Genomic DNA, 24,095 nt, shown 5'->3' with positions numbered 1-24,095 from the left:
CGGCCGTGGCATGGTGCGGCCGCGCGGCGGGCCGATACCGGTCGGCTGCTGCCCGCTCGACGTGGCCTGCCACAGCACGACTCCGCGCTGCCGCTGCCACCTGGCGGTCTGCCCTGGCACACACCCATGTCCCGTGGTCCGGCAACCAGTTCGCCGAGGATTCAGCCAGGTGGCGCGCGGCGACAGGCCGTCCACCGGCGCAGCACCCGTATCCCCACCAGCAGTACGCCCGTGAGCACTGCCACCGCCGCCAGTGCGATCAGCCAGTTGCGCGGATAGTCCAGCGGCAGCACGGAGGCGTTCTTCGGCGCCCCCGGCCCAGCAGCGCCGGCAGCGCGATCACCGTCAGGCAGCCGGCCACCACCAGTGCGCCGCGGACCCGCCGCGGGCAGGGACGGCCGCCAGCAGCAGGCCGGTGCCGAGCACCAGCGGGGCAACGACCCCGTCGTGCAGGACGATCGCGCCCGCCGGCCAGAGCGCCACGTCCTTCAGCTGCCCGCCCGTCACCAGAAGAGGTGGCAGTGCGGGCGTCGTGCGGCCTGCCGGAGAAGGCCGGGAGGACCGGTGCGGGGATCCGGGGGCAGTCGAGGCGTTCGTGGTGGTCGGAGCTTCATGTCTCCATAAGACCTCCGACGACGGGCCGCGCGGACGGGTCCAACACCTTACGGAATGCGGACGTCAGGGGGCGGCGCGCGGTCCGGGCCGGTTCCGGCTGCGACGCTGGGCCTGTGATCAACCCGCGTACTCTCGCCGCCGGCACCCTGCTCGCGGCCCTGACAGCTGTTCTCGCCCTGACCGTCCGCAAGGACGGCTATATCGACGATCCTGCCGGTCTCTCCTGGTGGTACGCCGCCTGCTGGGTGCTGTTCGCCGCGGCGGTCTTCGCGGTTCGCAGGACTCCGGTGCGCCATGCTGTGGTCCTCGTCGTCGCGGGCGGTATCGCGGTGACCGCGACCGGGCTTCTCGCTCCCCCGCGCACCAGCACCGACTCGTACCGCTACGCCTGGGACGGCAGGGTGCAGGCTGCCGGGATCTCGCCGTACGACCACGCACCCGCCGATCCCGCGCTCGCCGGGCTCCGCGACGACTGGCTCTTCCCGACCGGGACGGCGTGCGCCCTGCCCGAGCGGGTGCGGATCTCCGGTCCCGCGGGCGAGATCCACTGCACCCGGCTCAACCGGCCGCAGGTGCACACCATCTACCCGCCGGTGGCGGAGGGGTACTTCCTGCTCGTCCACGCGCTGTCGCCGGACGGTGTACGGCACAAGGCGCTGCAGACGGGCGGCGCTCTGCTGGCGCTGGGCACCACCGCGGCGCTGCTGCTGGTCCTGCGGCGGCGCGGCGATCCACGACATGCGGCGTACTGGGCCTGGTGCCCGATCGTGCCGATCGAGGCGGTGAACAACGCGCATGCCGATGTGCTCGGCGTGCTCCTGACGGTGGTGGCATTGGGTGTCGTGGTCCGGCGGCGCATCCTCGGCGGGGCGCTGCTCGGCGCGGCGATCGTGACCAAGCTGCTGCCTGCCGTGGTGCTGCCGGGCGCGCTGTCCGGCGTTCGGCGGGTACGGGACGCGGCGGCGGTGCTGTTGCCGGCCGCCGCGGTGGTGGCGCTGAGCTATCTGCCGTACGTCCTCGTCTCCGACGGCTCGGTCTTCGGTTTCCTCGGCGGCTATGTGGAGGAGGAGGGGTACGACGACCCCTCCGCCCGCAACCGCTATGCCCTGCTGCGTCTTGTGCTGCCGGACGACTGGGCGCCTGCCGCGGTGATCGTCGTGATGCTGGTGGTCGTCGTGCGGGTGCTGCGGCGTGGCGATCCCGAACGTCCCTGGAGCGGAGCCTTGTTGGTCACCGGTACCGCCTTTCTGCTGCTGACTCCGGGCTACTCCTGGTACGCGCTGCTGCTGGTGGCGCTGGTCGCCCTCGACGGCCGGTGGGAGTGGCTGGGTGTCGCCGTGGCGGGCGCGGCGAAGTACGTCACCGTGCACATGGACGCCGAGGCGGAGGCGGTGGGCACCACGGCGTACGCGGTCGCAGCCGGCGCGGTGCTCGCCGGCTGCGTACTGCGTCGTCGTTACGGCCGGCAGGCCGGCACGCGTGCCGCCCAGGCGGTCCAGTCGTAGCGGATCACGGCCGGGCCGAACGGCGCGACCGGGAGCCTCGGGACTGCGCGCATACGGTGCACCCCCTACGTGGTCCGCCGGTACTGGGCCCGGATCTCGCCCGGCGTGAGGGCCCGGTCGAGGAACATCAGGTCGTCCATCCGGCAGTTGCAGGGGTTGCCCTCCTTGTTGTTCTGCGGATAGCTGCCGCCGATCTTGATGCCGCGCGGGTCGGTCGGCGAGGCGACGTCGGGTTCCGGCGGTCCTTCGACGGCCCACGGATCGCCGGTGAGGGTGTAGAAGCCGGGCACCGGGCGGCCGTTGCGGTAGAGGGCCATGGTGCCGCTGTCGTAGTCGAAGGTCGCCGCGAGGAACACCCATGTGTCCTGCGGCAGCAGCGTCCTCCAGTCGGCGTCGGCGGCGAAGGTCTGCGAACTGGCACCGTCGACGCGCCGGCCGAGGGCCACGACCTTCATCTCGCCGTTGACCGTGATGAGTTCGAGGAGGGCTCGTACGTCATGGCCCTGCGAGGTGCCGTTGAGGATGCCTGCCAGTCCGATCGCGCCGTACCGGTCGTCCGGGTTGTCGGAGCCGGAGTTGGGGCTGGGGTTCTCGCCGGTCATCTTGAACCAGCCCATGACGGTCGTCTCGCGGACGCCGTTGAAGGCGTGCAGGGTGGACACACCGGTCGGGCCGTAGACGCCGGCCTTCCAGTCGTCGTTGCCCTTGGTGGGGGGTGAGACCTGCTGGGTCTGCAGAACACGGCCGCGGTCACGGTCCCGTACCCGCATCTGTGAACCGCCGTTGACCAACTGGATATCGGTGCCGGACCGGCCCCGGTCACGCTCCCAGGCACGGTTGCCGTGCACGGGGTGCCCGAAGTCGTAGTACGCGATCAGGTTCCGCTTGAGGCTGGGCAGTACATGACCGGATGTGTCGGTCGCGCCTGCGCTTCCCGCGGGTGCGAGCGTCAAGGGCAGCAGGGCCACTGCGAGCGCTGCCGCGACGAGCCCTCTTCTACGGTGACCGGGCACCTTCAGCGGCTTGCGCGGCCTTGGGCCGCGCTTGTCCTCGATCGCCGGACGGGCTGGATTTCGCATCGGCCACCTTCCGGATCCTGTCGCTGACCGGCCTCTTCGTGGCTTGGGCATCTCGCTCACCTCGTCGGCTCGGACTGCGTAGAAAGCGCTTCCACTCAGCGCCTGCGCCAAGTTAACAGGCCGGCGTCCCGGACAACAGCGGCACCGAGTTGCTGCGGATCGCACTGCGTCGTCACTGCGGCCGCATGGCCAACTCTGCTGTCTTTACGGCCCGTTGGGCAGAGTCGTACGCTCCGGCCCCATGACCTCACCCGGTATACGCCCCCGAAGAGCGGCCACCCTGCTCGCCACCGTGGGGGCCCTTGTCGCCGCCTGCCTCCTGGGCACGGCAACCCCGTCCGGCGCGGCCGAGGAGCCGGTGACCGCCCAGGCCACCGTCGTCCCCGTGCAGACCACAGGACCCGCCGACAAGCGCTTCAACATCATCGTTCTCGGCGACGGCTACACCGCCGACGAGATGCCGGCGTTCCGCGCCGATGTCGAGAAGCACCTCAATGTGCTCTGGTCCACCGAGCCGTTCGCCTCGTACCGCTCCTACGTCAATGTGTGGGCGGTGGAGGTTCCCTCCGCCGAGTCGGGTGTGGACTGCGACCCGGGTCTGGACTCACCGCGCCGCGACACGGCCCTGGACATGGGCTTCTGGGGCGGATGCGACGCCGACAGTGTGCAGCGGCTGCTCACCGTCGACAGCGGTTCTGCGACGGCGCTCGCCGACCTCGTCCCCGGCTCGGCGAACGCGAACCGGCAGATCGTGGCCCTCGCCAACAGCGACACCTACGGCGGCGCCGGCGGCACCTACGCCACGGCCTCCGGCGGCAACGCGCTCTCCTCGCTGATCACCCCGCACGAGATCGGCCACTCGCTGGGCAAGCTCCAGGACGAGTACGACTACTACGCGCGCGGTGTCCCCGGCGGTGCGTACAGCGGCGGTGAGCCCTCCTCCGTCCACCACACCCTGCTCACGGAGGAGCAGATGAAGCAACAGCGCGCCAAGTGGTGGCGCTGGCTGGGCGAGAGGAGCGAGTCCGGCGGAGTCATCGGACGGTTCGACGGCGGGATGTACAGCACCAAGGGCGTCTGGCGGCCCAGCAAGCACTCGATCATGAAGACCCTCGGCTACCCCTTCGACCAGGTCGAGCGCGAGGTGATGGCGCAGAAGATCTCCGCCAAGGTGAACCTTGTCCAGGGACACACACCGAACACTGCCGCGATCGGCGACGACCGGACGGTGTGGGTGGACACGCTGCATCCGGTCGGCGGAGAGCTCGATGTCGTATGGCGGCTCGACGGCCGTCCGCTGCGCTCCACCGGCGACGCCCGCACGCTCGATCTACGGCGGCTCCACCCGGCCCGCGGCACGCACAGGCTGACGGCCACGGTCACCGACCCCACGCCGTTCGTGCGCGACCCGGCGATCCGCGCGTCCGCGGCGCTGACCCGCATCGTCGCCTGGACCGTCGACACGGCCGTCACCACCCCGCGCGAGCCCGTCGGGGCCGCCTTCACCGGTCACACCGACACCACGGCCCCGGTGGGCTCGGCGTCGGTCGTGTACGCCGACACCACACATCCCGTCGACCGGACTGTGACGGTCCGCTGGGCGCTCGACGGCCGCCCGCTGGCCAGACCGGGCAACGACCGCGATCTCGACCTGGGCGCGCTGCGGCTGCGACCCGGCACGCACCGGCTCACGGCCCGTATCGCCGGTACGCCGTCCACACTGACCTGGACGGTGGACGCGGTCCCGGCGACGGCGGCGTACGCGCTCTCGAAGCCCCTGCGTACGGTGCACCGGCCCGGCAGGCCGGTGGAGTACGTCTACGACGGACCCTTCACGATGAAGCTGACGGCCCGCGACGACCGGGCCGGCTCCGTGGTGACGCAGTTCAGGGTCGACGGTGACGGCTGGCAGACGTACTACGGCTGGCCGACCGACGCCGACGCGCCCTTCCTCTTCACCCCGAGCGGCACTGCCATCGACGGTCTGGTCTACGGCAAGCTCGGAAGGACGCGCGCGGTGCCGTGGGACGAGGCCGCTCCCGACTACGGAACGCACACGATCGAGTACCGGACGCTCGACTCGGCCGGGAATGTCTCGGCGCCGAAGTCGTTCCTCACGACGCTGCTCCCGCCGGAAGCGGCGAAGGGAGCCGCGGCGGGCTGACCAGGCCTTGCGGGCGACGCCCGCACATCGCTCCCCGTGTCCCGGCCGATGAGCGGCGGCCGAGGAATCAGGTGAGAAGAAAGTCCGCCTTCCCCGACTTGGCCCCCTGAATGAACGCGGCGATCTCGCCGGAGGTGTAGATCAGCGCGGGGCCGTCGGGGTCGGCGGACTGACGCACCGCGACCCTGCCGTCGGCGAGCTTCATGGTCTCGAAGCAGTTGCCGCCATTGCCGCCGCTCCACGGCTTGTGCCAGCCCTCGGCACCCAGCTCGGCCGCGGGCATGCCGTTGTATATGCGATCCATTCACAGCTCCTCGCGGAGATCCCTGAGGATCTCCTTCGTACGTTGTGCAGTCGCGGCCTGCGCAGCCATGCGGTCCAGGACCTCAAGATGCGATGCGACCTCGGGGCGCGCGTCCAGATAGACGGCGCCGGTCAGATACTCGCTGTAGACCATGTCCGGGAGCTCGGGGACGGCGAACCGGAAGAGGACGAACGGCCCATAGGTGCCGGGGTGGTGTCCGGTCGCGAACTCCGCTATCTGCAGAGTGACATGGGGCAGTTCGGCACCTTCGAGCAACCGGTCGATCTGCGCCCGCATGACGCCGGGACCGCCGACGGGCCTGCGGAACACCGTCTCGTCCATGATCACCCAGAGTCTGGGGGCGCCTGGTCCGGTGAGCAGGGACTGGCGTTCCATCCGCAGCGCCACATGGCGCTCGATGTCCGCCGGATCGGTCCGCCCGACGGCTCCGCCGAGCATGATCGCCCGGGCGTAGTCCTCCGTCTGCAGCAGACCGGGCACAAAGTGCGGTTCGTACGCGCGGATGAGGCTGGCCGCGCCCTCCAGGCTGACGTACATGCTGAACCAGCCCGGCAGTACGTCATGGAAGCGCTGCCACCAGCCCGGCCTATTGGCCTCTTCGGCCAGCTCGATAAAGCCGCGCGCCTCGTCGTCCGTGATCCCGTATGCGCTCAACAGAAGCTGGACATAAGGGATTTTCAGCGCGACCTCGGCCGTCTCCATCCTGCGGATCGTGCCCGCGGCGACACGCAGCACCTTGGCGGCCTCTTCACGCCTGAGACCGGCCCGCTCCCGCAGATCCTGCAAGCGCTTACCGAGAACGACCTGACCCACGGTTGGGGCGGACCGCGGTTCGCTCACTCCCAGACCTCCCCCTGTGCTGTTGCGAGCAGTCTGCCACGCCCCCGCAGTGATGAATATGCCCACTCTGCAATTTTCAGAGTGGGTCTTGCCAATGTGCGTCCTGCAGGGAGAGAGTGGCCGTGTGAACCGTGACGCGCTCACTCCATGGCACCTAAACCCGTGCTTGGGGGCTCCTCATCACCGGTACGGCTTCGAGCTACCGGCGCGCGTCGAATTTGTCGCCAGTGCCAGAAAGCTCGCCCGCCAGCGGCTGCACCACTGGGGCATAGGCGGCGATATCCACGAAACGGCGATGCTGGTCATCTCCGAACTGGTCACCAACGCGGTCGTGCACACCGCCGGTCATCTGGTCGCCTGCGAACTGCTCAACGGCATTGAGCGCTTGCGCATCAGCGTGCACGACCAGGGTTCCGCACCCACCGGCCCGCATGTGTGCCGCGCCATCGACGAGGAACGCGGACGCGGGCTGCTGCTGGTCGAATCCCTGAGCAGCGCCTGGGGTTCGCACGAGTCGCACCTCGGCCCGGGCCGCATGGTGTGGGCCGAACTGCCGCACGAGGACGAACTGCCGTACGGAACGGAAGTGCCGTACTGGTCGGAGAGTCCACGATGAAGAACCTGGCCGTCTTCCTCTCGCGGGGCGGCCGACGTGCCGGCGAGCGCCGGATGACCAGGCTGATTCTGCCGCCCGCGCTGCAGGCCACGCTGGGCTGCGACGCCGTGGGCGTGCCCGCCCGGTACGGATTCCGGCTCCTTGGGCGTCTGCCGCGGAACGGCTGTGTATTCGCGGACAATGACTGGTGGTGGTGGATCGTGCCCGCCGGCTCGGACCTCGAGCTGACCTGGCCGCTGCCCTCGCACTACGCCCGCGGTGCCTATGTACCGGCGACGAAACCGCGACTGATCCGCCGGCCCGACGGCACCAGCCCCTACACCCCGCCGATCCCCCTCTATCTGATGGCCTGCCAACTCACCGGCATCGCGCCGCTGTGGGCGGCCGAGGTCGGCAGTGCGCGCGGTGCGTGACCTGAGCGGATCACAAGTCGGCCCGGTGCGGCCCCCGCGGAGACGCGACGGCTAGTCTTCGGGCATGTCAGAAGCCAATTCGAGCCCGGAGCGGCAGGGGCTCACACCACGTCAGGCACGCCGCATACGGATAGCTCTCTCCGCGGTCATCATGATCGCTGTGGGCGCCACCCTGGTGCTGCGGCTCGGCAGCACGCACTCGGTGCTGACCATGGGCTTCTACGGCATCGCGCTGATCCTCTCGGGCAGCGCGCTCGTGCTCAGCCGACAGGGACGTACGCGCGTGGCCACGGCGGTGCTGGGGGTCGGCGTCGCAGTGGCAGTGGCCTCGGAGTGGGCCGTCGCGTCGATGCGCTGACGGCCGGTGCTGACGGCCAGTGAGGGCATGGGCGGGGCGCGGGAAAGCGGGTAAGCGGGTAAGCGGGTAAGCGGGAAAAGATCAGGCCCCCACCCGGGGGATGGGCGGGGGCCTGGTCTTCGGGGTGGATCAGCCTCCGTAGTCGATCAGTAGCGGTAGTGGTCGGGCTTGTACGGGCCCTCGACCTCGACGCCGATGTAGGCGGCCTGCTCGGGGCGGAGCGTGGTCAGCTTCACGCCGAGCGCGTCCAGGTGGAGCCGGGCGACCCTCTCGTCCAGGTGCTTGGGCAGCACATACACGTCGGTCGGGTACTCCTCGGGCTTGGTGAACAGCTCGATCTGGGCCAGCGTCTGGTCCGCGAAGCTGTTCGACATCACGAACGAGGGATGACCCGTCGCGTTGCCCAGGTTCAGCAGCCGGCCCTCCGACAGCACGATCAGGACCTTGCCGTCCGGGAAGGTCCAGGTGTGCACCTGCGGCTTGACCTCGTCCTTCACGACACCGGGGACGGCGGCCAGGCCGGCCATGTCGAGCTCGTTGTCGAAGTGACCGATGTTCCCCACGATCGCCTGGTGCTTCATCCTGGCCATGTCCGAAGCCAGGATGATGTCCTTGTTACCGGTCGTGGTGATGAAGATGTCCGCCGTCTCCACCACCTCCTCCAGCGTAGTCACCTGGTAGCCGTCCATCGCCGCCTGCAGCGCACAGATCGGGTCGATCTCCGTCACGATCACCCGGGCACCCTGACCGCGCAGCGACTCCGCGCAGCCCTTGCCCACATCGCCGTAGCCGCACACGACCGCCGTCTTGCCGCCGATCAGGACATCGGTGGCCCGGTTGATACCGTCGATCAGCGAGTGCCGGCAGCCGTACTTGTTGTCGAACTTCGACTTGGTCACGGCGTCGTTCACGTTGATCGCCGGGAACAGCAGCGTGCCGTCCCGGTGCATCTCGTACAGCCGGTGCACACCGGTCGTGGTCTCCTCCGTCACACCACGGATCTCCGAGGCAAGCTGCGTCCACTTCTGCGGCGCCTCGGCCAGGGTGCGGTTGAGCAGCGTCAGGATGTGCCCGTACTCCTCACTGTCCGCCGTCGAGGGGTCCGGGGCCGAGCTGGCCTTCTCGAACTCCACACCCTTGTGGACCAGCAAGGTGGCATCCCCGCCGTCGTCCAGGATCATGTTCGGGCCGCCGGTGGGCGTGTTGGGCCAGGTCAGCGCCTGCTCCGTGCACCACCAGTACTCCTGAAGCGTCTCCCCCTTCCACGCGAACACCGGAACACCGGCCGGAGCCTGAGGCGTGCCGGCCGGCCCGACCGCGATCGCCGCGGCCGCGTGGTCCTGGGTGGAGAAGATGTTGCACGACGCCCAGCGCACCTCGGCGCCCAGCGCGACCAGAGTCTCGATCAGCACGGCCGTCTGCACCGTCATATGCAGCGAACCCGTGATCCGGGCACCCGCCAACGGCTGAGCGGCGGCGTACTCCCTACGGATCGACATCAGACCGGGCATCTCATGCTCGGCAAGAGTGATCTCCTTGCGACCGAACTCCGCGAGGGAAAGGTCGGCCACCTTGAAGTCAGTGGCGGACTGAGAGGGCATGGGTACTCCTCGTCTTCCTGACGCCCCGGTGTATCTCCACCGTCGCAGGCGATCGGTTCAGGGTGATGTAGTGCAGGCCCGGAGCGCCTTCGTCGAGCAGGCGCTCCGCCATCGCGATCGCGTGGTCGACACCGATCCGATGAGCTTCCTCCGGGTTGTCCCGGGCGGCATGAAGTCGTCCGGCGAGCTCCTCCGGGAAGGCCGCGTCGCTGAGTTCGGCGAAGCGGCGGATCTGCCGGTAGTCGGTCGCCGGCATGATCTCGGGAATGATCGGGGTGTCACATCCCGCAGCCGCCGCCCGGTCGCGCAGCCTCAGGTAGTACTCGACGTCGAAGAACATCTGGGTGATGGCGTAGTCGGCGCCCGCACGGCACTTGGCCGCGAAGTGCCGGATGTCGGTGTCCCAGTCCGGCGACCGGGGATGACGCTCCGGGAACGCCGCCACTCCCACGCTGAAGTCACCCAACTCACGGACCAGTTCGACCAGTTCCCTTGCGTACGTAAGCCCCTGGGGATGGGAGACCCAGGTGCCCTTCGGGTCACCCGGCGGGTCGCCGCGCAGCGCGAGGACGTCGCGAATGCCCGCGTCCGCGTACTGGCCGATGATGTGCCGCAGTTCGGCCACCGAGTGGCCCACGGCGGTGAGATGGGCCACCGGGCGAAGGGTCGTCAGGGTGGCGATCTTCTTGGTCACCGCGACGGTACGGTCCCGGGACGAACCGCCTGCGCCGTACGTCACCGAGACGAAGGCGGGCGACAGGGACTCGATCCGGCGGATGGCGTCCCAGAGCCGTTCTTCACCCACGTCGGTCTTGGGCGGAAAGAACTCGAAGGAGTACGAACGCTCCCCCGCCGCGAGAACGTCCCGCAGAGTCGTCACCATCGAGACCCTCCCGTGTTGAAGTACTTGGCTTCGGGGTGGTGGATGACGATGGCGTCGGTGGACTGTTCCGGGTGGAGCTGGAATTCCTCGGACAGCTGGACACCGATCCGCTCGGGCTCCAGCAGGGTCGCGATCTTCGCGCGGTCCTCCAGATCCGGGCAGGCGCCGTAGCCGAGCGAGAAACGGGCGCCCCGGTACTTCAGCGCGAACATGTCTTCCACATCGGCGGGGTCCTCGCCGGCGAAACCGAGCTCCGCACGGACCCGGGCGTGCCAGTATTCGGCCAGTGCCTCGGCCAGCTGCACGGACAGGCCGTGCAGTTCGAGGTAGTCACGGTAGGAGTCGGACGCGAAGAGTTCGGCGGTCGCCTCACCGATCCTGGAGCCGACGGTGACGACCTGCAGACCCACCACGTCCCTCTCGCCGGACTCCTCGGGACGGAAGAAGTCCGCCAGACACAGCCGGCGGCCACGGCGCTGACGCGGGAAGGAGAACCGGGTCCGCTCGGAACCGTCCTCGTTCAGCAGGATCAGATCATCGCCCTTGGACACGCAGGGGAAGTAGCCGTAGACCACGGCCGCCTCCAGCAGGTTGCGGGTGTGCAGCTGGTCCAGCCAGCCCCGCAGCCGCGGCCGGCCCTCGGACTCCACCAGCTCGTCGTAGGTCGGGCCATCGCCGGTACGGGCCTGCTTCAGCCCCCACTGGCCCTTGAACAGCGCGCCTTCGTCCAGCCAGGACGCGTACTCCTTCAGCTGGATGCCCTTGATCACCCGCGTGCCCCAGAACGGCGGGGCGGGGACCGGGTTGTCGACGGCCACATCGGAGCGGACCGCACCCTCCTCGGGGCGTTCCTCGATCACCGCGTTCGTGGTGGCCCGCACCCGGCGCTGCTTGAGTTCGGGCAGGACGGCCCCGGGGATGCCGCGCTTGATGCCGATGAGGGCGTCCATCAGCCGCAGCCCCTCGAACGCATCACGCGCGTAGCGGACTTCGCCCTCGTAGATCTCGTGCAGATCCTGTTCGACATAGGCGCGGGTCAGGGCGGCGCCGCCGAGGATGACGGGGTAGTCGGCAGCCAGCTTGCGCTGGTTGAGTTCCTGCAGGTTCTCCTTCATGATCACCGTGGACTTCACCAGCAGCCCCGACATGCCGATCACATCGGCCCGGTGCTCCTCCGCGGCCTCCAGGATCGCCGAGACCGGCTGCTTGATCCCCAGGTTGACCACGTTGTAGCCGTTGTTGGACAGGATGATGTCGACGAGGTTCTTGCCGATGTCATGGACGTCCCCGCGGACCGTGGCCAGCACGATCGTGCCCTTGCCGTCCGCGTCCGACTTCTCCATGTGCGGCTCGAGATACGCCACCGCGTTCTTCATCACCTCGGCCGACTGCAACACGAACGGCAGCTGCATCTGACCCGAGCCGAACAGCTCACCGACCACCTTCATGCCGTCCAGCAGCGTGTCGTTGACGATCTCCAGCGCCGGACGCGTGACCAGCGCCTCATCCAGGTCCGCCTCCAGGCCGTTCTTCTCACCATCGATGATGCGGCGCTTGAGCCGCTCCTCCAGCGGCAGCGCAAGCAGCTCCTCGGCCTTGCCCGCCTTCATCGACTTCATATTGACGCCCTCGAACAGCTCCATGAGCCTCTGCAGGGGGTCATAGCCCTCGGCACGCCGGTCGTAGATCAGATCCAGCGCGACCTGGACCTCCTCCTCCTTCAGCCGGGCGATCGGCAGGATCTTCGACGCATGCACGATCGCCGAATCCAGACCCGCCTTCACACACTCGTCCAGGAACACCGAGTTCAGCACCACACGGGCCGCCGGATTCAGCCCGAACGAAATATTCGACAGACCCAGCGTCGTCTGCACCTCGGGATGACGCCGCTTCAGCTCACCAATGGCCCCGATCGTGGCAATGCCGTCCTTACGGGACTCCTCCTGACCCGTGCAGATCGTGAACGTCAACGTGTCGATGAGAATGTCCGACTCCAGCACACCCCAGTTACCGGTCAGATCCTCAATGAGCCGCTCCGCGACCTGGACCTTGTGCTCGACCGTACGGGCCTGGCCCTCCTCATCGATGGTCAGCGCGATCAACGCGGCACCATGCTCCCGGGCCAGCGCGGTGACCCTCGCGAACCGCGACTCGGGCCCGTCACCGTCCTCATAGTTGACGGAGTTGATGACCGCACGGCCACCCAGCTTCTCCAACCCCGCCCGCAGCACATCCAGTTCCGTCGAGTCCAGCACGACCGGCAGCGTGGACGCGGTCGCGAACCGGCCCGCCAGCTCCTCCATGTCCGCCACACCATCACGCCCGACATAGTCCACACACAGATCCAGCATGTGCGCACCCTCACGGATCTGATCCCGCGCGATCTCGACACAGTCGTCCCAGCGGCCCTCCAGCATCGCCTCACGGAACTTCTTGCTGCCGTTGGCGTTCGTCCGCTCACCGATCGCCATATACGCCGTGTCCTGACGGAACGGCACCGTCTGATACAACGACGCGGCACCCGGCTCCGGACGCGGCTCACGCCGCGTGGGCACCAGATCCCGCACCCGCTCCACAACCTGACGCAAATGCTCCGGCGTCGTACCGCAGCACCCACCCACCAGCGACAGCCCGTATTCGCGTACGAACGTCTCCTGCGCATCCGCCAGCTCACCCGCCGACAGCGGATAGTGCGCACCGTTCCTGCCCAGCACCGGCAGACCCGCATTGGGCATGCACGACAGCGGGATCCGCGAGTGCCGGGCCAGATAACGCAGATGCTCACTCATCTCCGCCGGACCCGTCGCGCAGTTCAACCCGATCATGTCGATACCCAGCGGCTCCAGCGCCGTCAGCGCCGCACCGATCTCCGAACCCAGCAGCATCGTCCCGGTCGTCTCCACCGTCACCGAGCAGATGACCGGAAGGTTCGTGCCGGTCGCCTCCAGAGCCCGCCGGGCACCGAGAATCGCAGCCTTCGTCTGCAGCAGATCCTGCGTCGTCTCCACCAGCAGCGCATCCGCACCACCGGCGATCATGCCCTCCGCGTTCTGCTGGTAGGCGTCCCGCAGCTTCACATACGGCGCATGACCCAGCGTCGGCAGCTTCGTACCCGGCCCCATCGAACCCAGCACCCACCGCTGCCGCCCACTCGACACCGTGAACTCGTCCGCCACCTCACGCGCGATCCGCGCCCCCGACTCCGACAGCTCGAAAACCCGCCCGGGAATGTCGTACTCCGCCAACGCAGCAAAATTTGCGCCGAACGTGTTCGTCTCCACGCAGTCCACCCCGACCGCGAAGTACTCCTCATGCACCGACCGCACAATGTCCGGACGCGTCACATTGAGGACCTCGTTACACCCCTCGAGATTCTCAAAATCCTCAAGCGTCGGATCCTGCGCCTGCAACATCGTGCCCATCGCACCATCAGCCACCACCACACGCGTGGCAAGCGCCTCACGCAGGGCGTCGATCCGGGCCGCGCTCATCCCGCTGCCGCCATGTGCGGAGTGACATACGCCGACAGTTCGGCGGCGGCCACCGCGCCGTACGTGCCGCGTACCCGGGCCAGCAGGCCGGCGCCGTTCAGCTCGTCCGGCTGCGTGCCCGTGGTCTCCAGCACGGTGGTGGCCAGTGCGCTGCCCAACTGCGTTGCGCGTTCCAGGCCGAGGCCCCACGCAGTGGCGGCGAGGAAGCCGGCCCGGAAGGCGTCTCCGGCACCGGTCGGTTCGGGCGTGCCCACCGGCGGGACCGACGGTACGTCGATGGGCCGCCGCCCGGCTGTTTCCACGCGTGCGCCGTCCGCGCCCCGGGTGGTCACCCAGGTGCCCACCCGGCCCAGGATCTGCTGTTCGGTCCAGCCGGTCTTCTCCTGGATGAGCACACTCTCGTACTCATTGGTGAACAGATAGGTGGGTCCCGCGAGCAGTTCGCGCACGTCGTCGCGTTGCATGAACGCGAGCTGCTGCGAGGGGTCGGCGGCAAACCGCAGGCCGAGGTGCGTGCATTCGCGGGTGTGGCGGACCATGGCCGCGGGATCGTTGGGCGAGATCACCACCAGGTCGAGGCCGCCGACCCGCTCGTGCAGCGGCCGCAGTTCGATGGTGCGTGCTTCGCTCATGGCTCCGGCGTAGAAGGAGCCGATCTGGTTGTGGTCCGCGTCGGTGGTGCACACGAAGCGCGCGGTGTGCAGCGACTCGCTGATGTGCACCGACTCGGTGTCGACGCCGTTCTCCTTGAGCCAGACCTGGTAGTCGGCGAAGTCCGTGCCCACCGCTCCGACGAGGTGCGGGCCAAGACCCAGGCGGCCGAGGCCGAAGGCTATGTTCGCTGCGACGCCGCCGCGCCGGATCTCGAGCTCCTCGACGAGAAAGGAGAGCGAGACCTTGTCGAGGCTGCCGGCGATGAGCTGCTCGGTGAACCGGCCGGGGAAGACCATGAGGTGGTCCGTTGCGATCGAACCAGTTACGGCTATGCGCACGGTCACTGCTCCTTGGTTCTACGGTGGAAGTTGCGTTGTTCCGTCGGCCGGTCCGTTCGGACGGTCAGTCGGCGATGGCTGCCTGGCGGAGCTTCTCGGCGCGGTCGGTGGCCTCCCAGGTGAAGTCGGGGAGGTTCCGGCCGAAGTGCCCGTACGCGGCGGTCTGTGCGTAGATGGGCCGCAGCAGGTCGAGGTCACGGATGATGGCGGCCGGGCGCAGGTCGAAAACCTGGTCGATGGCGGCCTGGATGCGCGGCACGGGTACGGTCTCGGTGCCGAAGGTCTCGACGAAGAGTCCGACCGGCTCGGCCTTGCCGATGGCGTACGCGACCTGGACCTCGCAGCGTGCCGCGAGGCCGGCGGCCACCACGTTCTTGGCGACCCAGCGCATCGCGTACGCGGCCGAGCGGTCCACCTTCGACGGGTCCTTGCCCGAGAACGCGCCGCCGCCGTGCCGGGCCATGCCGCCGTACGTGTCGATGATGATCTTCCGGCCGGTCAGACCCGCGTCGCCCATCGGGCCACCGATCTCGAACCGCCCGGTCGGGTTGACCAGCAGCCGGTAGCCATCGGTCTGCAACCGCACGCCCTCTTCGGCGAGTTCGTGCAGCACGGGCTGCACCACACAGTCGCGGATGTCGGGGATGAGGAGCGAGTCCAGGTCGATGCCGGGAGCGTGCTGCGAGGAGACGACGACAGTGTCCAGCCGGATCGCCTGGGCCCCGTCGTACGCGATGGTGACCTGTGTCTTGCCGTCCGGTCGCAGATACGGGATGGTCCCGTTCTTGCGGACCTCGGTGAGCCGTGCGGAGAGCCGGTGGGCGAGGGTGATGGGGAGCGGCATCAGCTCGGGCGTCTCGTCGCAGGCGTAGCCGAACATCAGGCCCTGGTCGCCGGCGCCCTGCTTGTCGAGCTCGTCCCCACCCTCACCTGTGGCGGCACCCTCGACGCGCTCCTCGTACGCGGTGTCGACGCCCTGCGCGATGTCCGGCGACTGCGCGCCGATGGAGACCGAGACACCGCAGGACGCGCCGTCGAAGCCCTTGGCGGACGAGTCGTAGCCGATCTTGAGGACGGTCTCCCTGACCAGGCTCTGGATCTCGGCGTAGCCCTGAGTGGTGACCTCGCCGGCCACATGGACCTGGCCGGTGGTGATCAGTGTCTCGACGGCGACCCTCGACTTCGGGTCCTGGGTCAGCAGCGCGTCGAGGATCGCGTCGCTGATCTGGTCGGCGATCTTGTCGGGATGACCCTCGGTCACAGACTCCGAGGTGAACAGACGAAGGGACACGGAACCTCCAAGTGAGGCGCGCAGTTGCCGGACGGTCGTTCCCGGCAGACTGCGCGCCACGACTGCAGGAGGGCTCAAAGGCAGCTAAACACCGTCAGTCGTCCTTGGGTGGTGTGCTGCGGGAGCCGAACCACTCGATCCAGTTCATGGCGAAGAAGACATCGCCGGAGATCTTCAGACGTCCGTTGACGAACGCGTCGGTGCCCTTGAGTTCGCCGACGGCGAGGGCGACGAGATCGCCGAGGTCCACACCGATGGTGGCGTCCGCCGGGCGGTCGACGGAGGTGGTGGCGGTGCAGGTGCCCGGGTCGCTGTCGACGACGATGTACCAGTGCCGTACGCCCAGGGGGGTGTTGACCGCGTAGCGGAAGATGCCGGACCGGCCGTGGGCACGCTCGGGGCTGAAGCAGGAGCGGAACCATTCGAAGACCAGCCCCAGCAGCCGCTCGATGTCGTCGTCCGGAAGCGAGAGGCTGCCGCCGGCCGCCGCGCCGGCCTCGGCGAGATGCTTGAGCTGGAGGTGGCGCGCGTCGGGCGGCCGCGTCATGACACGGCACCCTGGGAGGAGGAGGCCGCCGCGGTCGTGTGCTCGATCAGGACGGAGGCGTCCTTGTCACCGTCGCCCGCAGCGACCACGGCGGCGAAGCCGGCCCGGACCGTGTCCAGGACGGGGAGTTCGACTCCCGCCCCGGTGGCGTCGTCGATGGCCAGGCGCAGATCCTTCTCCATGAGGGTCGAGCGGAAGAAGGCCGGTTCATAGCTCCCCTTGCGCATCAGCTCGGCGCGGAAGCGCATGACGATCGAGCTGAAACCGCTCTCGGCGATGGCGGAGAGCAGCCGGTCGCGGTCGAGTCCGGTCCGTACGCCGTACGCCACCGCCTCGGAGAGCGAGGCGACCTGGGCGCCCAGCAGGAGGTTGAAGATGAGTTTGAGGGTGGCGGCGGTGCCGGGGGCTCCGAGGTGCAGGACCTCGGCGCCGATGGTGTCGAGCACGTCCGCGACCTCTGCGACGTCCCGCTCCGCTCCGCTGGTGTAGACACGGAGCTTGCCCTCCCGGGCCTGGAAGGGGTTGCCCACCACACAGGCTTCGACCCGGCGCAGTCCGGCGTCGGCAAGGCGGCCTGCCGCCTTGCGCGCGTACGCCGGGGAGACGGTGGAGGTGTCGATGACGATGCTGCCCGGCGCGAGCACCGGCACGATCTTGTCGAAGAGCACATCGTCCACGGCGGCTTCGTCGCTCAGGCTGAGCAGAACGACGGAGTGTCCCGCGACGGCGTCCGCGGGGCTGCCGGCCGCGATGGCGCCTGCGTCCACCAGGGGGCGGGCCTTGGCGGCGGTGCGGTTGTAGACGGTGAGGCGGTGGCCGGCGTCGATGAGGGAGTGAGCCATGCCGCGGCCCATGTTGCCGAGGCCGATGAAAGCCAGCGGCGCGCGGTCCGCGGTGGCGGACGGCGCTTCGGGCTCGGGTACGGCTCTGGGTCCCGGAACGGCTTCGGGCTGCGGCGCCGGCGGGATGTCGTGCACGGTCTGTGTCGTGATCATCTCGCCGCTGGTGCGGTACTTCCCGAGCCGACGGCGGTGCTCGACATGGGCCTGGCTGAGTTCGAAGGCCCGGAACGCCGCCTCGTCGGTCCAGTCGGTGATCACGTAGTAGACAGGGGAATCGCCCTCCGTCGCACGCGTCAGCGTCTGGCCGCGGTTGGCGGGCTGCCGGGAGATCGCCGATCCCACCTCCCACCATGTCCTTTCGAACTCGTCCTGGGTTCCGGACTGGATTTCCATCCGCAGGATCACGCGGAAGAGGGGAGTCTCGGCCATCGGTCAGCCTCCAAGGCGTAGGGATGCTGCATTACGTTCTCCGCCGCCGCTCGACGGCGGATCGAGGACCGGTCCGGCCCTCGTCCCGCTCAAGTCCCACTCGAGTCGCCCCTGTCACCGTCGAGGATGTCGACGACATTGGAGGAGTTCCCCATGAGCCAGACACCGGACGTCCGCCCTGCGGACTCCTTAGACCCTGGCGCGGCGGCGCGTTCATCCCCTCGGCGGCGGGCGGGTGGGACACCGGCGGTGCGGAAGGTCCGGCGGTGGCCACTGATCGTGCTGCGCTGCGTGATCACCGCGTTCCTGTTGCTGACCCTGGTGCAGCCGGTGCTCGCCGGGATGTTCATCACGGGCGATGTGGATCTGCTGGACCTGCACGAGATCAACGCCCACACCATCAGCTTCCTGAGCTGGCTTCTGGTCATCAACACCGTGCTCCTGTGGCGGCCGGGACGCGGGCCGGCCTGGCCGATCGCGCTGGCGGTGGTGGTCGCCTTCCTCGTACAGACACAGACGGGCTCGGGCTACTCGAGGGCGTTGGGTCTGCACATACCGCTCGGGGTCGCGCTGGTCGCCGGTGCGACCGCGCTCACCTACTGGGCCTTCGCGTACCGCGGCGGCCGCCGGTGAGCGCGGGGCGCAGCCGGTCCGAACTGTCCCGCCGGCGGCTGCTCGGGGTGGCCGGCGCCGCGGGTGTGGCCGCCGCGGCCGGAGTCGCCGGGTGCGGCAGCATGACCCGGGAGGTCTCCGGCGAGCTGCTCTCCAGCGGCGGCCGGCTGCCGGAGCCGTTCCGTGTGCCGCTGCCGGCGCCGAGGACGGCCGTGCCGGTGCGTACGACGGGCGGTGTGGACCACTACGAACTGGTGCAGCGCGTCGCCGACATGGAGATCCTGCCGGGTCGGAAAACGCGGGTGTGGGGGTACGACGGAAGCTTCCCCGGCACCACGCTCGTGGGCCGGTCGGGGCGTCAGATCGTCGTGCGGGTGCGCAATGAGCTGCCCGTACCGACGTCGACGCATCTGCACGGCGGGATCCAGGCCCCCGAGTCGGACGGCTATCCGACAGATCTCGTGGTGCCGAAGGGGTACCGGCACGATCCCGCGACGCACGGCAAGGGTGGCCATGGGGCCGGTCACGGCGGGGCGATGCAGGTCGCGCCGGCCGACTGGAAGCTGTCGCAGGGCGCCAAGGACTACACGTATCCCCTCGATCAGCCGGCCGCGACGCTCTGGTACCACGACCACCGGATGGACTTCAGCGCCCCTCAGGTGTGGCGCGGGCTCGCCGGGATGTTCCTTGTGCGCGACGACGAGGAGGAGGCGCTGCACCTGCCGGCGGCCGAGCGGGACATCCCGCTGATGATCTGTGACCGCGCGTTCGAGGAGGACGGCGCGCTGCGCTATCCGTCCGTCGATCCCTCGCTGACCGGCGTCCCGGGCGTCGAGGACGCCTATATGGAGGGCGTCATGGGCGATGTGGTGCTGGTCAATGGTGCTCCGTGGCCCGAGCTCGAGGTGGATGCCGCCCGCTACCGCTTCCGGCTGCTCAACGCCTCCAACGCCCGCCGCTACCGCCTCGCGCTGGAGCCCGGTCCGCGTGAGGGCGCCCCCTTCGTGCAGGTGGGCAGTGATGCCGGGCTGCTGGCCGCGCCGCGCTCGCACAAGGAGCTGCCTATCGCGCCCGCCGAACGCTTCGATGTGGTGGTCGACTTCTCGGCGTATCCGGTGGGGTCCACGGTCACGCTGGTCAATACGCTCGGCGAGGACGGCACCCGGCGGGTGATGCGGTTCAGGGTCACCCGGCGTGCCAAGGACGACAGCAGGGTGCCTGCCAGGCTCGCCGACGTCGAGCCGCTGCGTGCCGCCTCGGCCGTGGCCGAGCGGCAGTTCAACTTCCGTCAGACGAGCACCTCGGACGGCACGAAGGTCTGGACGGTCAACGGAAAGCCTTTCCGCTCCGCCGAGTTCGCTGCCCGGCCGCGGCTCGGAACCGTGGAACGGTGGCGCTTCACCAGCGACTTCCATCACCCCGTGCATCTGCACCTGGCCCACTTCCAGGTGGTGGCGCGCAGCGGCAGGGCTGCGCTGGACACGGACGCGGGCTGGAAGGACACCGTCGATGTACGGCCCTTCGAGGTGGTCGATGTGCTGGCCCGCTTCTCGGGCCACCGCGGCCGGTACATGTTCCACTGCCACAACCTGGAGCACGAGGACATGGCAATGATGGCGAACTTCCAGGTCGTCTGAGGGCATTGGCGTCGGCCGGTCCGGCCTGCTTCGAGCGGGCTGCGACCGGACCGATAGGCCGCTGCGTCACCGTCGGCGCATCGCGGACCTGGCCCTGTGTCACGGGCGGGGACGCAGTCGGCACTGAGAGGGGTTGGGGCGAGCCATGCGCGTACTGTTCACGACCTGGGCCTGGCCTTCGCATCTTTATGCGGTGGTGCCTTTGGCATGGGCTTTCCGGGCCGCGGGTCATGACGTGCTGGTCGCGAGCCAGCCGGCCCTGCGCGAGGAGACGGCGAGGACCGGTCTGCCCGCCGCGTCCGTCGGCAGGGATGTCGACGCCGTGGGGATGGTGCGCGGTTACGTTCTCCCCACCGCGAACGACCCGGCGGACGGCGGCGGGCAGGCCCCGCGCAGCGGCAAGGGTCCGCGCGCGATGCAGATGTTCTACGCGCACGCCGACTCCATGACGGACGATCTGGCGGCGCTGGCCCGCGACTGGCATGCGGACGCGGTGGTCTTCGAACCGACCGCGCTGGCCGGGCCGTTGGCGGCAGCGGCGGCCGGCATCCCCGCCGTGCGGCTGTTGTACGGCACCGATCTGATGGCGCGGGCCCGCGGCCTGCTGCCGCAGGTGCTTGCCCCGCTCGCCGAACGCAACGGCGTCGGCGACTTCGACCCCTTCGGCCTGCTGACCGTCGACCCGTGCCCGGACGACTTCCAGGTTCCGGTCGACCATCCGCGTCTGGCCATGCGGTACGTCCCCTTCAACGGCCCCGGCGGGCCGCTTCGTCCCCCGCTCGGCCCGCCGGGGACCACCAGGCGCCGCGTGGTGGTGACCTGGGGTCACACGATGGCGCGGCTGGCCCCGGAGCGATTCCTGGCCGGACAGGTCGCCGCCGCCCTGGCAGGGCCCGGGACCGAGGTCGTCCTCGCGGTCACCGCCGGGCAGCGTGCGCTGCTCGGCGAGGTGCCGGGCGAGGCCGCGGGGCATGTACGTGTCGTCGAGGACACTCCGCTGCATCTGCTGGTCGACGACGCCGATCTGGTCGTCGCGCACGGCGGCGCGGGCACGGTGCTGACCTCGCTGCGGGCCGGCATTCCGCTGCTGCTCGTACCCCAGCTCCCCGACCATCTCGGCCATTCGGGCCGGGTGCTGGCCACCGGCGCCGGCGAGGTGCTCACCCGCGACGAGGCGACACCGGAGCGGCTGCGTGCCGAGGCGGACAAGCTGCTCACCGGCGATGCGTACCGCGCCGCCGCGAACAAACTGCGCGAGCAGATGCTGAGTCTGCCGTCCCCGGCCGAACTGGTCGCCGAGATCGAGTCGAGGGTGGTCGCATGTGCGGCATAGCGGGCTGGGTCGACTTCGAGCGCGGGCTCAAGGAGGAGGCCTCGACGGTACGCACCATGGTGGGAACCCTCGCCAACCGCGGGCCCGACGACGAGGCCGTGTGGACCGATGAGCGTGCCGCTCTCGGCCATCGCAGGCTCGCCGTCATCGACGTGGACGGCAGCCCGCAGCCGATGGTCGCCGAGGAGGACGGCCGCACCCTCGCGGTCCTGGTGCACAACGGCGAGATCTACAACTTCCGCCAGGTGCGGGCCCAGTTGGAGTCGCTCGGCCACCGCTTCCGTACGGCCGGGGACACCGAAGTGGTGCTGCGCGCCTATCTGGAGTGGGGCGAGCGGTGCGCGGAGCGGCTGGAGGGCATGTTCGCCTTCGCCGTCTGGGACCCGCGCGCCGGGAAGCTGGTGATGTTCCGGGACCGGCTCGGCATCAAGCCGCTGTACTACGCCAGGGCCGGCCGGGGCCTCGTCTTCGGCTCCGAGCCGAAGGCACTGCTCGCCCATCCGTCGATCGAGTGCGCCGTCGACACGGAGGGCCTGGCGGAGCTGCTCGCGTACATCGCCACCCCGGGCCATGCCGTCTACCGCGGGATGCGCGAAGTCCCGGCAGGCCATGTGACGGTGGTACGGGACGGCTCGGTCACCGAGACCCGGTACTGGACGCTGCCGAACCACGAGCACCCGGACGATCTCCCGACCACGGTGGACACGGTGCGGGGCCTGCTCCAGGAGGCCGTCTCCAGCCATCTCGTCTCCGATGTCCCGCTGTGCACGCTGCTCTCGGGCGGCGTCGACTCCAGCGCGATCGCCGCGTTCGCCGCCAGGTCCGTCACGGACGGCCGACGGCCCAAAACCTTCGCCGTCGACTTCGAGGGGCACACCGAACGGTTCCGCAAGGACTTCTGGCACGAGGACCCGGACGCTCCGTACGCCGCCGAGGTCGCCCGCCATGTCGGAACCGACCATGAGCCGGTGGTACTGCGCACCGCCGACCTCGCGGACCCGGTGGTCGATGCGGCGGCGCTGCGCGCACAGGATCTGCCGCGCCCGATTCCCGACATGGACCGCTCGCTGTATCTGCTGCTGCGTTCGGTGCGCCAGCGCTCCACGGTCGCTCTGATGGGCGAGGTCGCCGATGAACTCTTCGGCGGCTACCAGTCGTTCCGCGATCCGACGCTGGTGGACACCGCCAACTTCCCCTGGGTCACCATGGGGCTGCGGGTCGCCCCGCACGGCATGAGCACGGGTCTGCTCGACCCCGGCTTCCTCAAGAAGATCGACGTGCCCGGATACTCGGCCCAGCGGTACGCCGAGACGGTCGCCGAAGTCCCGCGGGTGCCGGGCGAGTCCGACCAGGAACACACCATGCGGGTCGTCGGCCATGCCCATCTCTCGCGCTGGCTGCCGCTGCTGCTCTCCCGCGACGACCGCCTCAGTATGGCCGTGGGCCTGGAGCTGCGGGTGCCGTACTGCGACCACCGGCTGGTGGAGTACGTCTACAACATCCCGTGGGGGATGAAGACGGCCGACGGCCGGGAGAAGAGCGTGCTGCGTTCGGCGGTCGCCGATCTGCTGCCCGCATCGGTGACCCAGCGCCGCAAGAGCCCCTTCCCGATCACTCAGGACCCGCGCTACGGCGAGGTGTTGCGAGACCGCTTCAACGCCGTCGTCGCAGACCCGTCCAGCCCGGTGCGTCCGCTCCTTGACAGCCCGGCCTGCGCCGAGCTCGCCAAGGAGGACCGGCCGATCGCGGTCGACGGCTGGGGCGAGCGGAGGAACGTGGAGATGGTGCTCCAACTGGACGCGTGGCTGCGGCACTACCGCGTACGACTCGACATCTGAGAGGGGCAAGGGCCCATGCTGCAAGAGGAGCTCAAGGAGCTCGCCGCGCCGATCCTGGACAAGGTCACGGCGCATCCGTTCTGGTCCGGCCTGCGGGACGGGTCGCTGCCCGGTGAGTCGCTGGCCCATTTCGTCGAGCAGGACACCGGATACCTGCTGCCCTCCTACACCCGGGGCCTGGCGCGGGCGGCCGCGGCCGCCCGCAGCGACGAGTACACCTCGCTGCTCGGGCGGTCGATCACCGGGACGCTCGAGGCGCGTGACAAGCTGCGCGAGGCATACGGGAATCTCGCCGTGGAGCTGGGCGCCCCGGCGCTGGTGCCCGACGCGCCCGTGGACCCCGCCACCCATGCCCACTGCTCGTTCTTCCAGGCGGCGACCGCGACGTCGTTCGCCGCCGGCTTCGGGGCGCTGCTGCCGATGGTCTGGTTCAACCACCAGGTCTCCAATGATCTGTTGGAGCGGCACACGCCCGGCTCGCGATATGCGCCCTGGATCGAGATCTACCACCCGGGCGAGGGCTACAGCTACGCGGTGAAGGCCTTCATGGGCCTCGCCGACCGCCTCGGCGACGAGCTCTCCGGGGCCGAACGCGCCGAGCTCGTCGACCACTTCGCCGTCAGCACCCGCTACGAGTGGGCCTTCGCAGAGGCCGCCTGGTCCAGACCGTCCTGGCCGTTCTGA

Annotated in this window: 22 protein-coding genes; 10 read left to right on the top strand and 12 right to left on the bottom strand. The window is 69.3% G+C overall.

Going from position 1 to position 24,095, the window contains the following annotated elements:
* Nucleotides 1-161 precede the first annotated feature (161 nt).
* A complete protein-coding gene (locus OG735_RS35360) occupies nucleotides 162-293 on the bottom strand; it encodes a hypothetical protein (RefSeq protein WP_327327209.1) in 132 nt (43 codons plus the stop codon).
* 52 nt (nucleotides 294-345) lie between these two features.
* The gene (locus OG735_RS35355) at nucleotides 346-507 is read right to left on the bottom strand and encodes a hypothetical protein (RefSeq protein ID WP_327327208.1); all 162 of its coding nucleotides are present in this window, start codon (nucleotides 505-507) and stop codon (nucleotides 346-348) included.
* Nucleotides 508-728: 221 nt separating this feature from the next.
* Between OG735_RS35355 and OG735_RS35350 the strand changes: the two genes are divergently transcribed.
* The gene (locus tag OG735_RS35350) at nucleotides 729-2,120 is read left to right on the top strand and encodes a glycosyltransferase family 87 protein (RefSeq protein ID WP_327327207.1); all 1,392 of its coding nucleotides are present in this window, start codon (nucleotides 729-731) and stop codon (nucleotides 2,118-2,120) included.
* A 65-nt stretch (nucleotides 2,121-2,185) separates the two neighbouring features.
* On the opposite strand, the gene OG735_RS35345 is transcribed toward OG735_RS35350, so the two are convergent.
* Nucleotides 2,186-3,199 (bottom strand): LamG-like jellyroll fold domain-containing protein, encoded by a 1,014-nt coding sequence (locus OG735_RS35345; protein WP_327327206.1) that lies wholly within the window; start codon nucleotides 3,197-3,199, stop codon nucleotides 2,186-2,188.
* Between the two features lie 241 nt (nucleotides 3,200-3,440).
* On the opposite strand from OG735_RS35345, the gene OG735_RS35340 reads away from it, so the two are divergent.
* Nucleotides 3,441-5,363 carry a M64 family metallopeptidase gene (locus tag OG735_RS35340; protein ID WP_327327205.1) on the top strand — a complete coding sequence of 641 codons (1,923 nt, stop codon included), beginning with the start codon at nucleotides 3,441-3,443 and terminating at the stop codon, nucleotides 5,361-5,363.
* Nucleotides 5,364-5,430: 67 nt separating this feature from the next.
* Here OG735_RS35340 and OG735_RS35335 read toward each other — a convergent pair whose 3' ends face one another.
* Both OG735_RS35335 and OG735_RS35330 read right to left on the bottom strand, forming a co-directional pair.
* Entirely contained in the window at nucleotides 5,431-5,667 is a 237-nt protein-coding gene (locus tag OG735_RS35335; RefSeq protein ID WP_326653830.1) for a DUF397 domain-containing protein, read from the bottom strand.
* Nucleotides 5,668-6,528 (bottom strand): helix-turn-helix domain-containing protein, encoded by an 861-nt coding sequence (locus OG735_RS35330; RefSeq protein WP_327327203.1) that lies wholly within the window; start codon nucleotides 6,526-6,528, stop codon nucleotides 5,668-5,670.
* Between the two features lie 166 nt (nucleotides 6,529-6,694).
* Here OG735_RS35330 and OG735_RS35325 point away from each other — a divergent pair, with 166 nt between their 5' ends.
* The 3 genes from OG735_RS35325 (at nucleotide 6,695) to OG735_RS35315 (ending at nucleotide 7,915) form a co-directional block, all read left to right on the top strand.
* Nucleotides 6,695-7,144 (top strand): ATP-binding protein, encoded by a 450-nt coding sequence (locus tag OG735_RS35325; protein ID WP_327327202.1) that lies wholly within the window; start codon nucleotides 6,695-6,697, stop codon nucleotides 7,142-7,144.
* Complete coding sequence (locus OG735_RS35320) at nucleotides 7,141-7,557, top strand: hypothetical protein (RefSeq protein ID WP_442812544.1); 417 nt, start codon at nucleotides 7,141-7,143, stop codon at nucleotides 7,555-7,557. Before OG735_RS35325 ends, OG735_RS35320 begins: the two co-directional genes overlap by 4 nt.
* Before the next feature lie 64 nt (nucleotides 7,558-7,621).
* Nucleotides 7,622-7,915, top strand: a complete 294-nt coding sequence (locus OG735_RS35315) for a hypothetical protein (protein ID WP_326653826.1) — start codon at nucleotides 7,622-7,624, stop codon at nucleotides 7,913-7,915.
* Nucleotides 7,916-8,061: 146 nt separating this feature from the next.
* Here OG735_RS35315 and ahcY read toward each other — a convergent pair whose 3' ends face one another.
* The 7 genes from ahcY to OG735_RS35280 form a co-directional block, all read right to left on the bottom strand.
* Nucleotides 8,062-9,516 carry an adenosylhomocysteinase gene (gene ahcY / locus OG735_RS35310; RefSeq protein ID WP_327327201.1) on the bottom strand — a complete coding sequence of 485 codons (1,455 nt, stop codon included), beginning with the start codon at nucleotides 9,514-9,516 and terminating at the stop codon, nucleotides 8,062-8,064.
* Nucleotides 9,494-10,399 (bottom strand): methylenetetrahydrofolate reductase [NAD(P)H], encoded by a 906-nt coding sequence (gene metF / locus OG735_RS35305; RefSeq protein ID WP_327327200.1) that lies wholly within the window; start codon nucleotides 10,397-10,399, stop codon nucleotides 9,494-9,496. Before metF ends, ahcY begins: the two co-directional genes overlap by 23 nt.
* Entirely contained in the window at nucleotides 10,393-13,890 is a 3,498-nt protein-coding gene (gene metH, locus OG735_RS35300; RefSeq protein ID WP_327327199.1) for a methionine synthase, read from the bottom strand. Before metH ends, metF begins: the two co-directional genes overlap by 7 nt.
* Complete coding sequence (locus OG735_RS35295) at nucleotides 13,887-14,882, bottom strand: carbohydrate kinase family protein (RefSeq protein ID WP_327327198.1); 996 nt, start codon at nucleotides 14,880-14,882, stop codon at nucleotides 13,887-13,889. Before OG735_RS35295 ends, metH begins: the two co-directional genes overlap by 4 nt.
* Nucleotides 14,883-14,946: 64 nt before the next feature.
* Nucleotides 14,947-16,173 carry a methionine adenosyltransferase gene (gene metK, locus OG735_RS35290; RefSeq protein WP_327327197.1) on the bottom strand — a complete coding sequence of 409 codons (1,227 nt, stop codon included), beginning with the start codon at nucleotides 16,171-16,173 and terminating at the stop codon, nucleotides 14,947-14,949.
* A 94-nt stretch (nucleotides 16,174-16,267) separates the two neighbouring features.
* Complete coding sequence (locus OG735_RS35285) at nucleotides 16,268-16,720, bottom strand: SCP2 sterol-binding domain-containing protein (protein ID WP_327327196.1); 453 nt, start codon at nucleotides 16,718-16,720, stop codon at nucleotides 16,268-16,270.
* The gene (locus OG735_RS35280; protein WP_327327195.1) at nucleotides 16,717-17,991 is read right to left on the bottom strand and encodes an NAD(P)-binding domain-containing protein; all 1,275 of its coding nucleotides are present in this window, start codon (nucleotides 17,989-17,991) and stop codon (nucleotides 16,717-16,719) included. Before OG735_RS35280 ends, OG735_RS35285 begins: the two co-directional genes overlap by 4 nt.
* A gap of 153 nt (nucleotides 17,992-18,144) precedes the next feature.
* On the opposite strand from OG735_RS35280, the gene OG735_RS35275 reads away from it, so the two are divergent.
* From OG735_RS35275 to OG735_RS35255, 5 genes are all read left to right on the top strand, one after another.
* Nucleotides 18,145-18,624 (top strand): hypothetical protein, encoded by a 480-nt coding sequence (locus tag OG735_RS35275; protein WP_327327194.1) that lies wholly within the window; start codon nucleotides 18,145-18,147, stop codon nucleotides 18,622-18,624.
* Nucleotides 18,621-20,240, top strand: a complete 1,620-nt coding sequence (locus OG735_RS35270; protein ID WP_327327193.1) for a multicopper oxidase family protein — start codon at nucleotides 18,621-18,623, stop codon at nucleotides 20,238-20,240. The genes OG735_RS35275 and OG735_RS35270 overlap by 4 nt, the downstream gene beginning before the upstream one ends.
* A gap of 145 nt (nucleotides 20,241-20,385) precedes the next feature.
* On the top strand, nucleotides 20,386-21,573 hold the full coding sequence (locus tag OG735_RS35265) for a nucleotide disphospho-sugar-binding domain-containing protein (RefSeq protein ID WP_327327192.1): 1,188 nt from the start codon (nucleotides 20,386-20,388) through the stop codon (nucleotides 21,571-21,573).
* A complete protein-coding gene (gene asnB / locus OG735_RS35260) occupies nucleotides 21,561-23,411 on the top strand; it encodes an asparagine synthase (glutamine-hydrolyzing) (RefSeq protein ID WP_327327191.1) in 1,851 nt (616 codons plus the stop codon). Before OG735_RS35265 ends, asnB begins: the two co-directional genes overlap by 13 nt.
* Nucleotides 23,412-23,426: 15 nt before the next feature.
* Nucleotides 23,427-24,095: a TenA family protein gene (locus OG735_RS35255; protein WP_327327190.1), complete on the top strand. Its 669-nt coding sequence runs from the start codon at nucleotides 23,427-23,429 to the stop codon at nucleotides 24,093-24,095.

Origin of the sequence: Streptomyces sp. NBC_01210, assembly GCF_036010325.1 — a bacterium.
In the GTDB taxonomy this organism is placed as follows: domain Bacteria; phylum Actinomycetota; class Actinomycetes; order Streptomycetales; family Streptomycetaceae; genus Streptomyces.
Note: the sequence above shows the minus strand (reverse complement) of the source record. Positions and strands in the feature narration are given on the sequence as shown.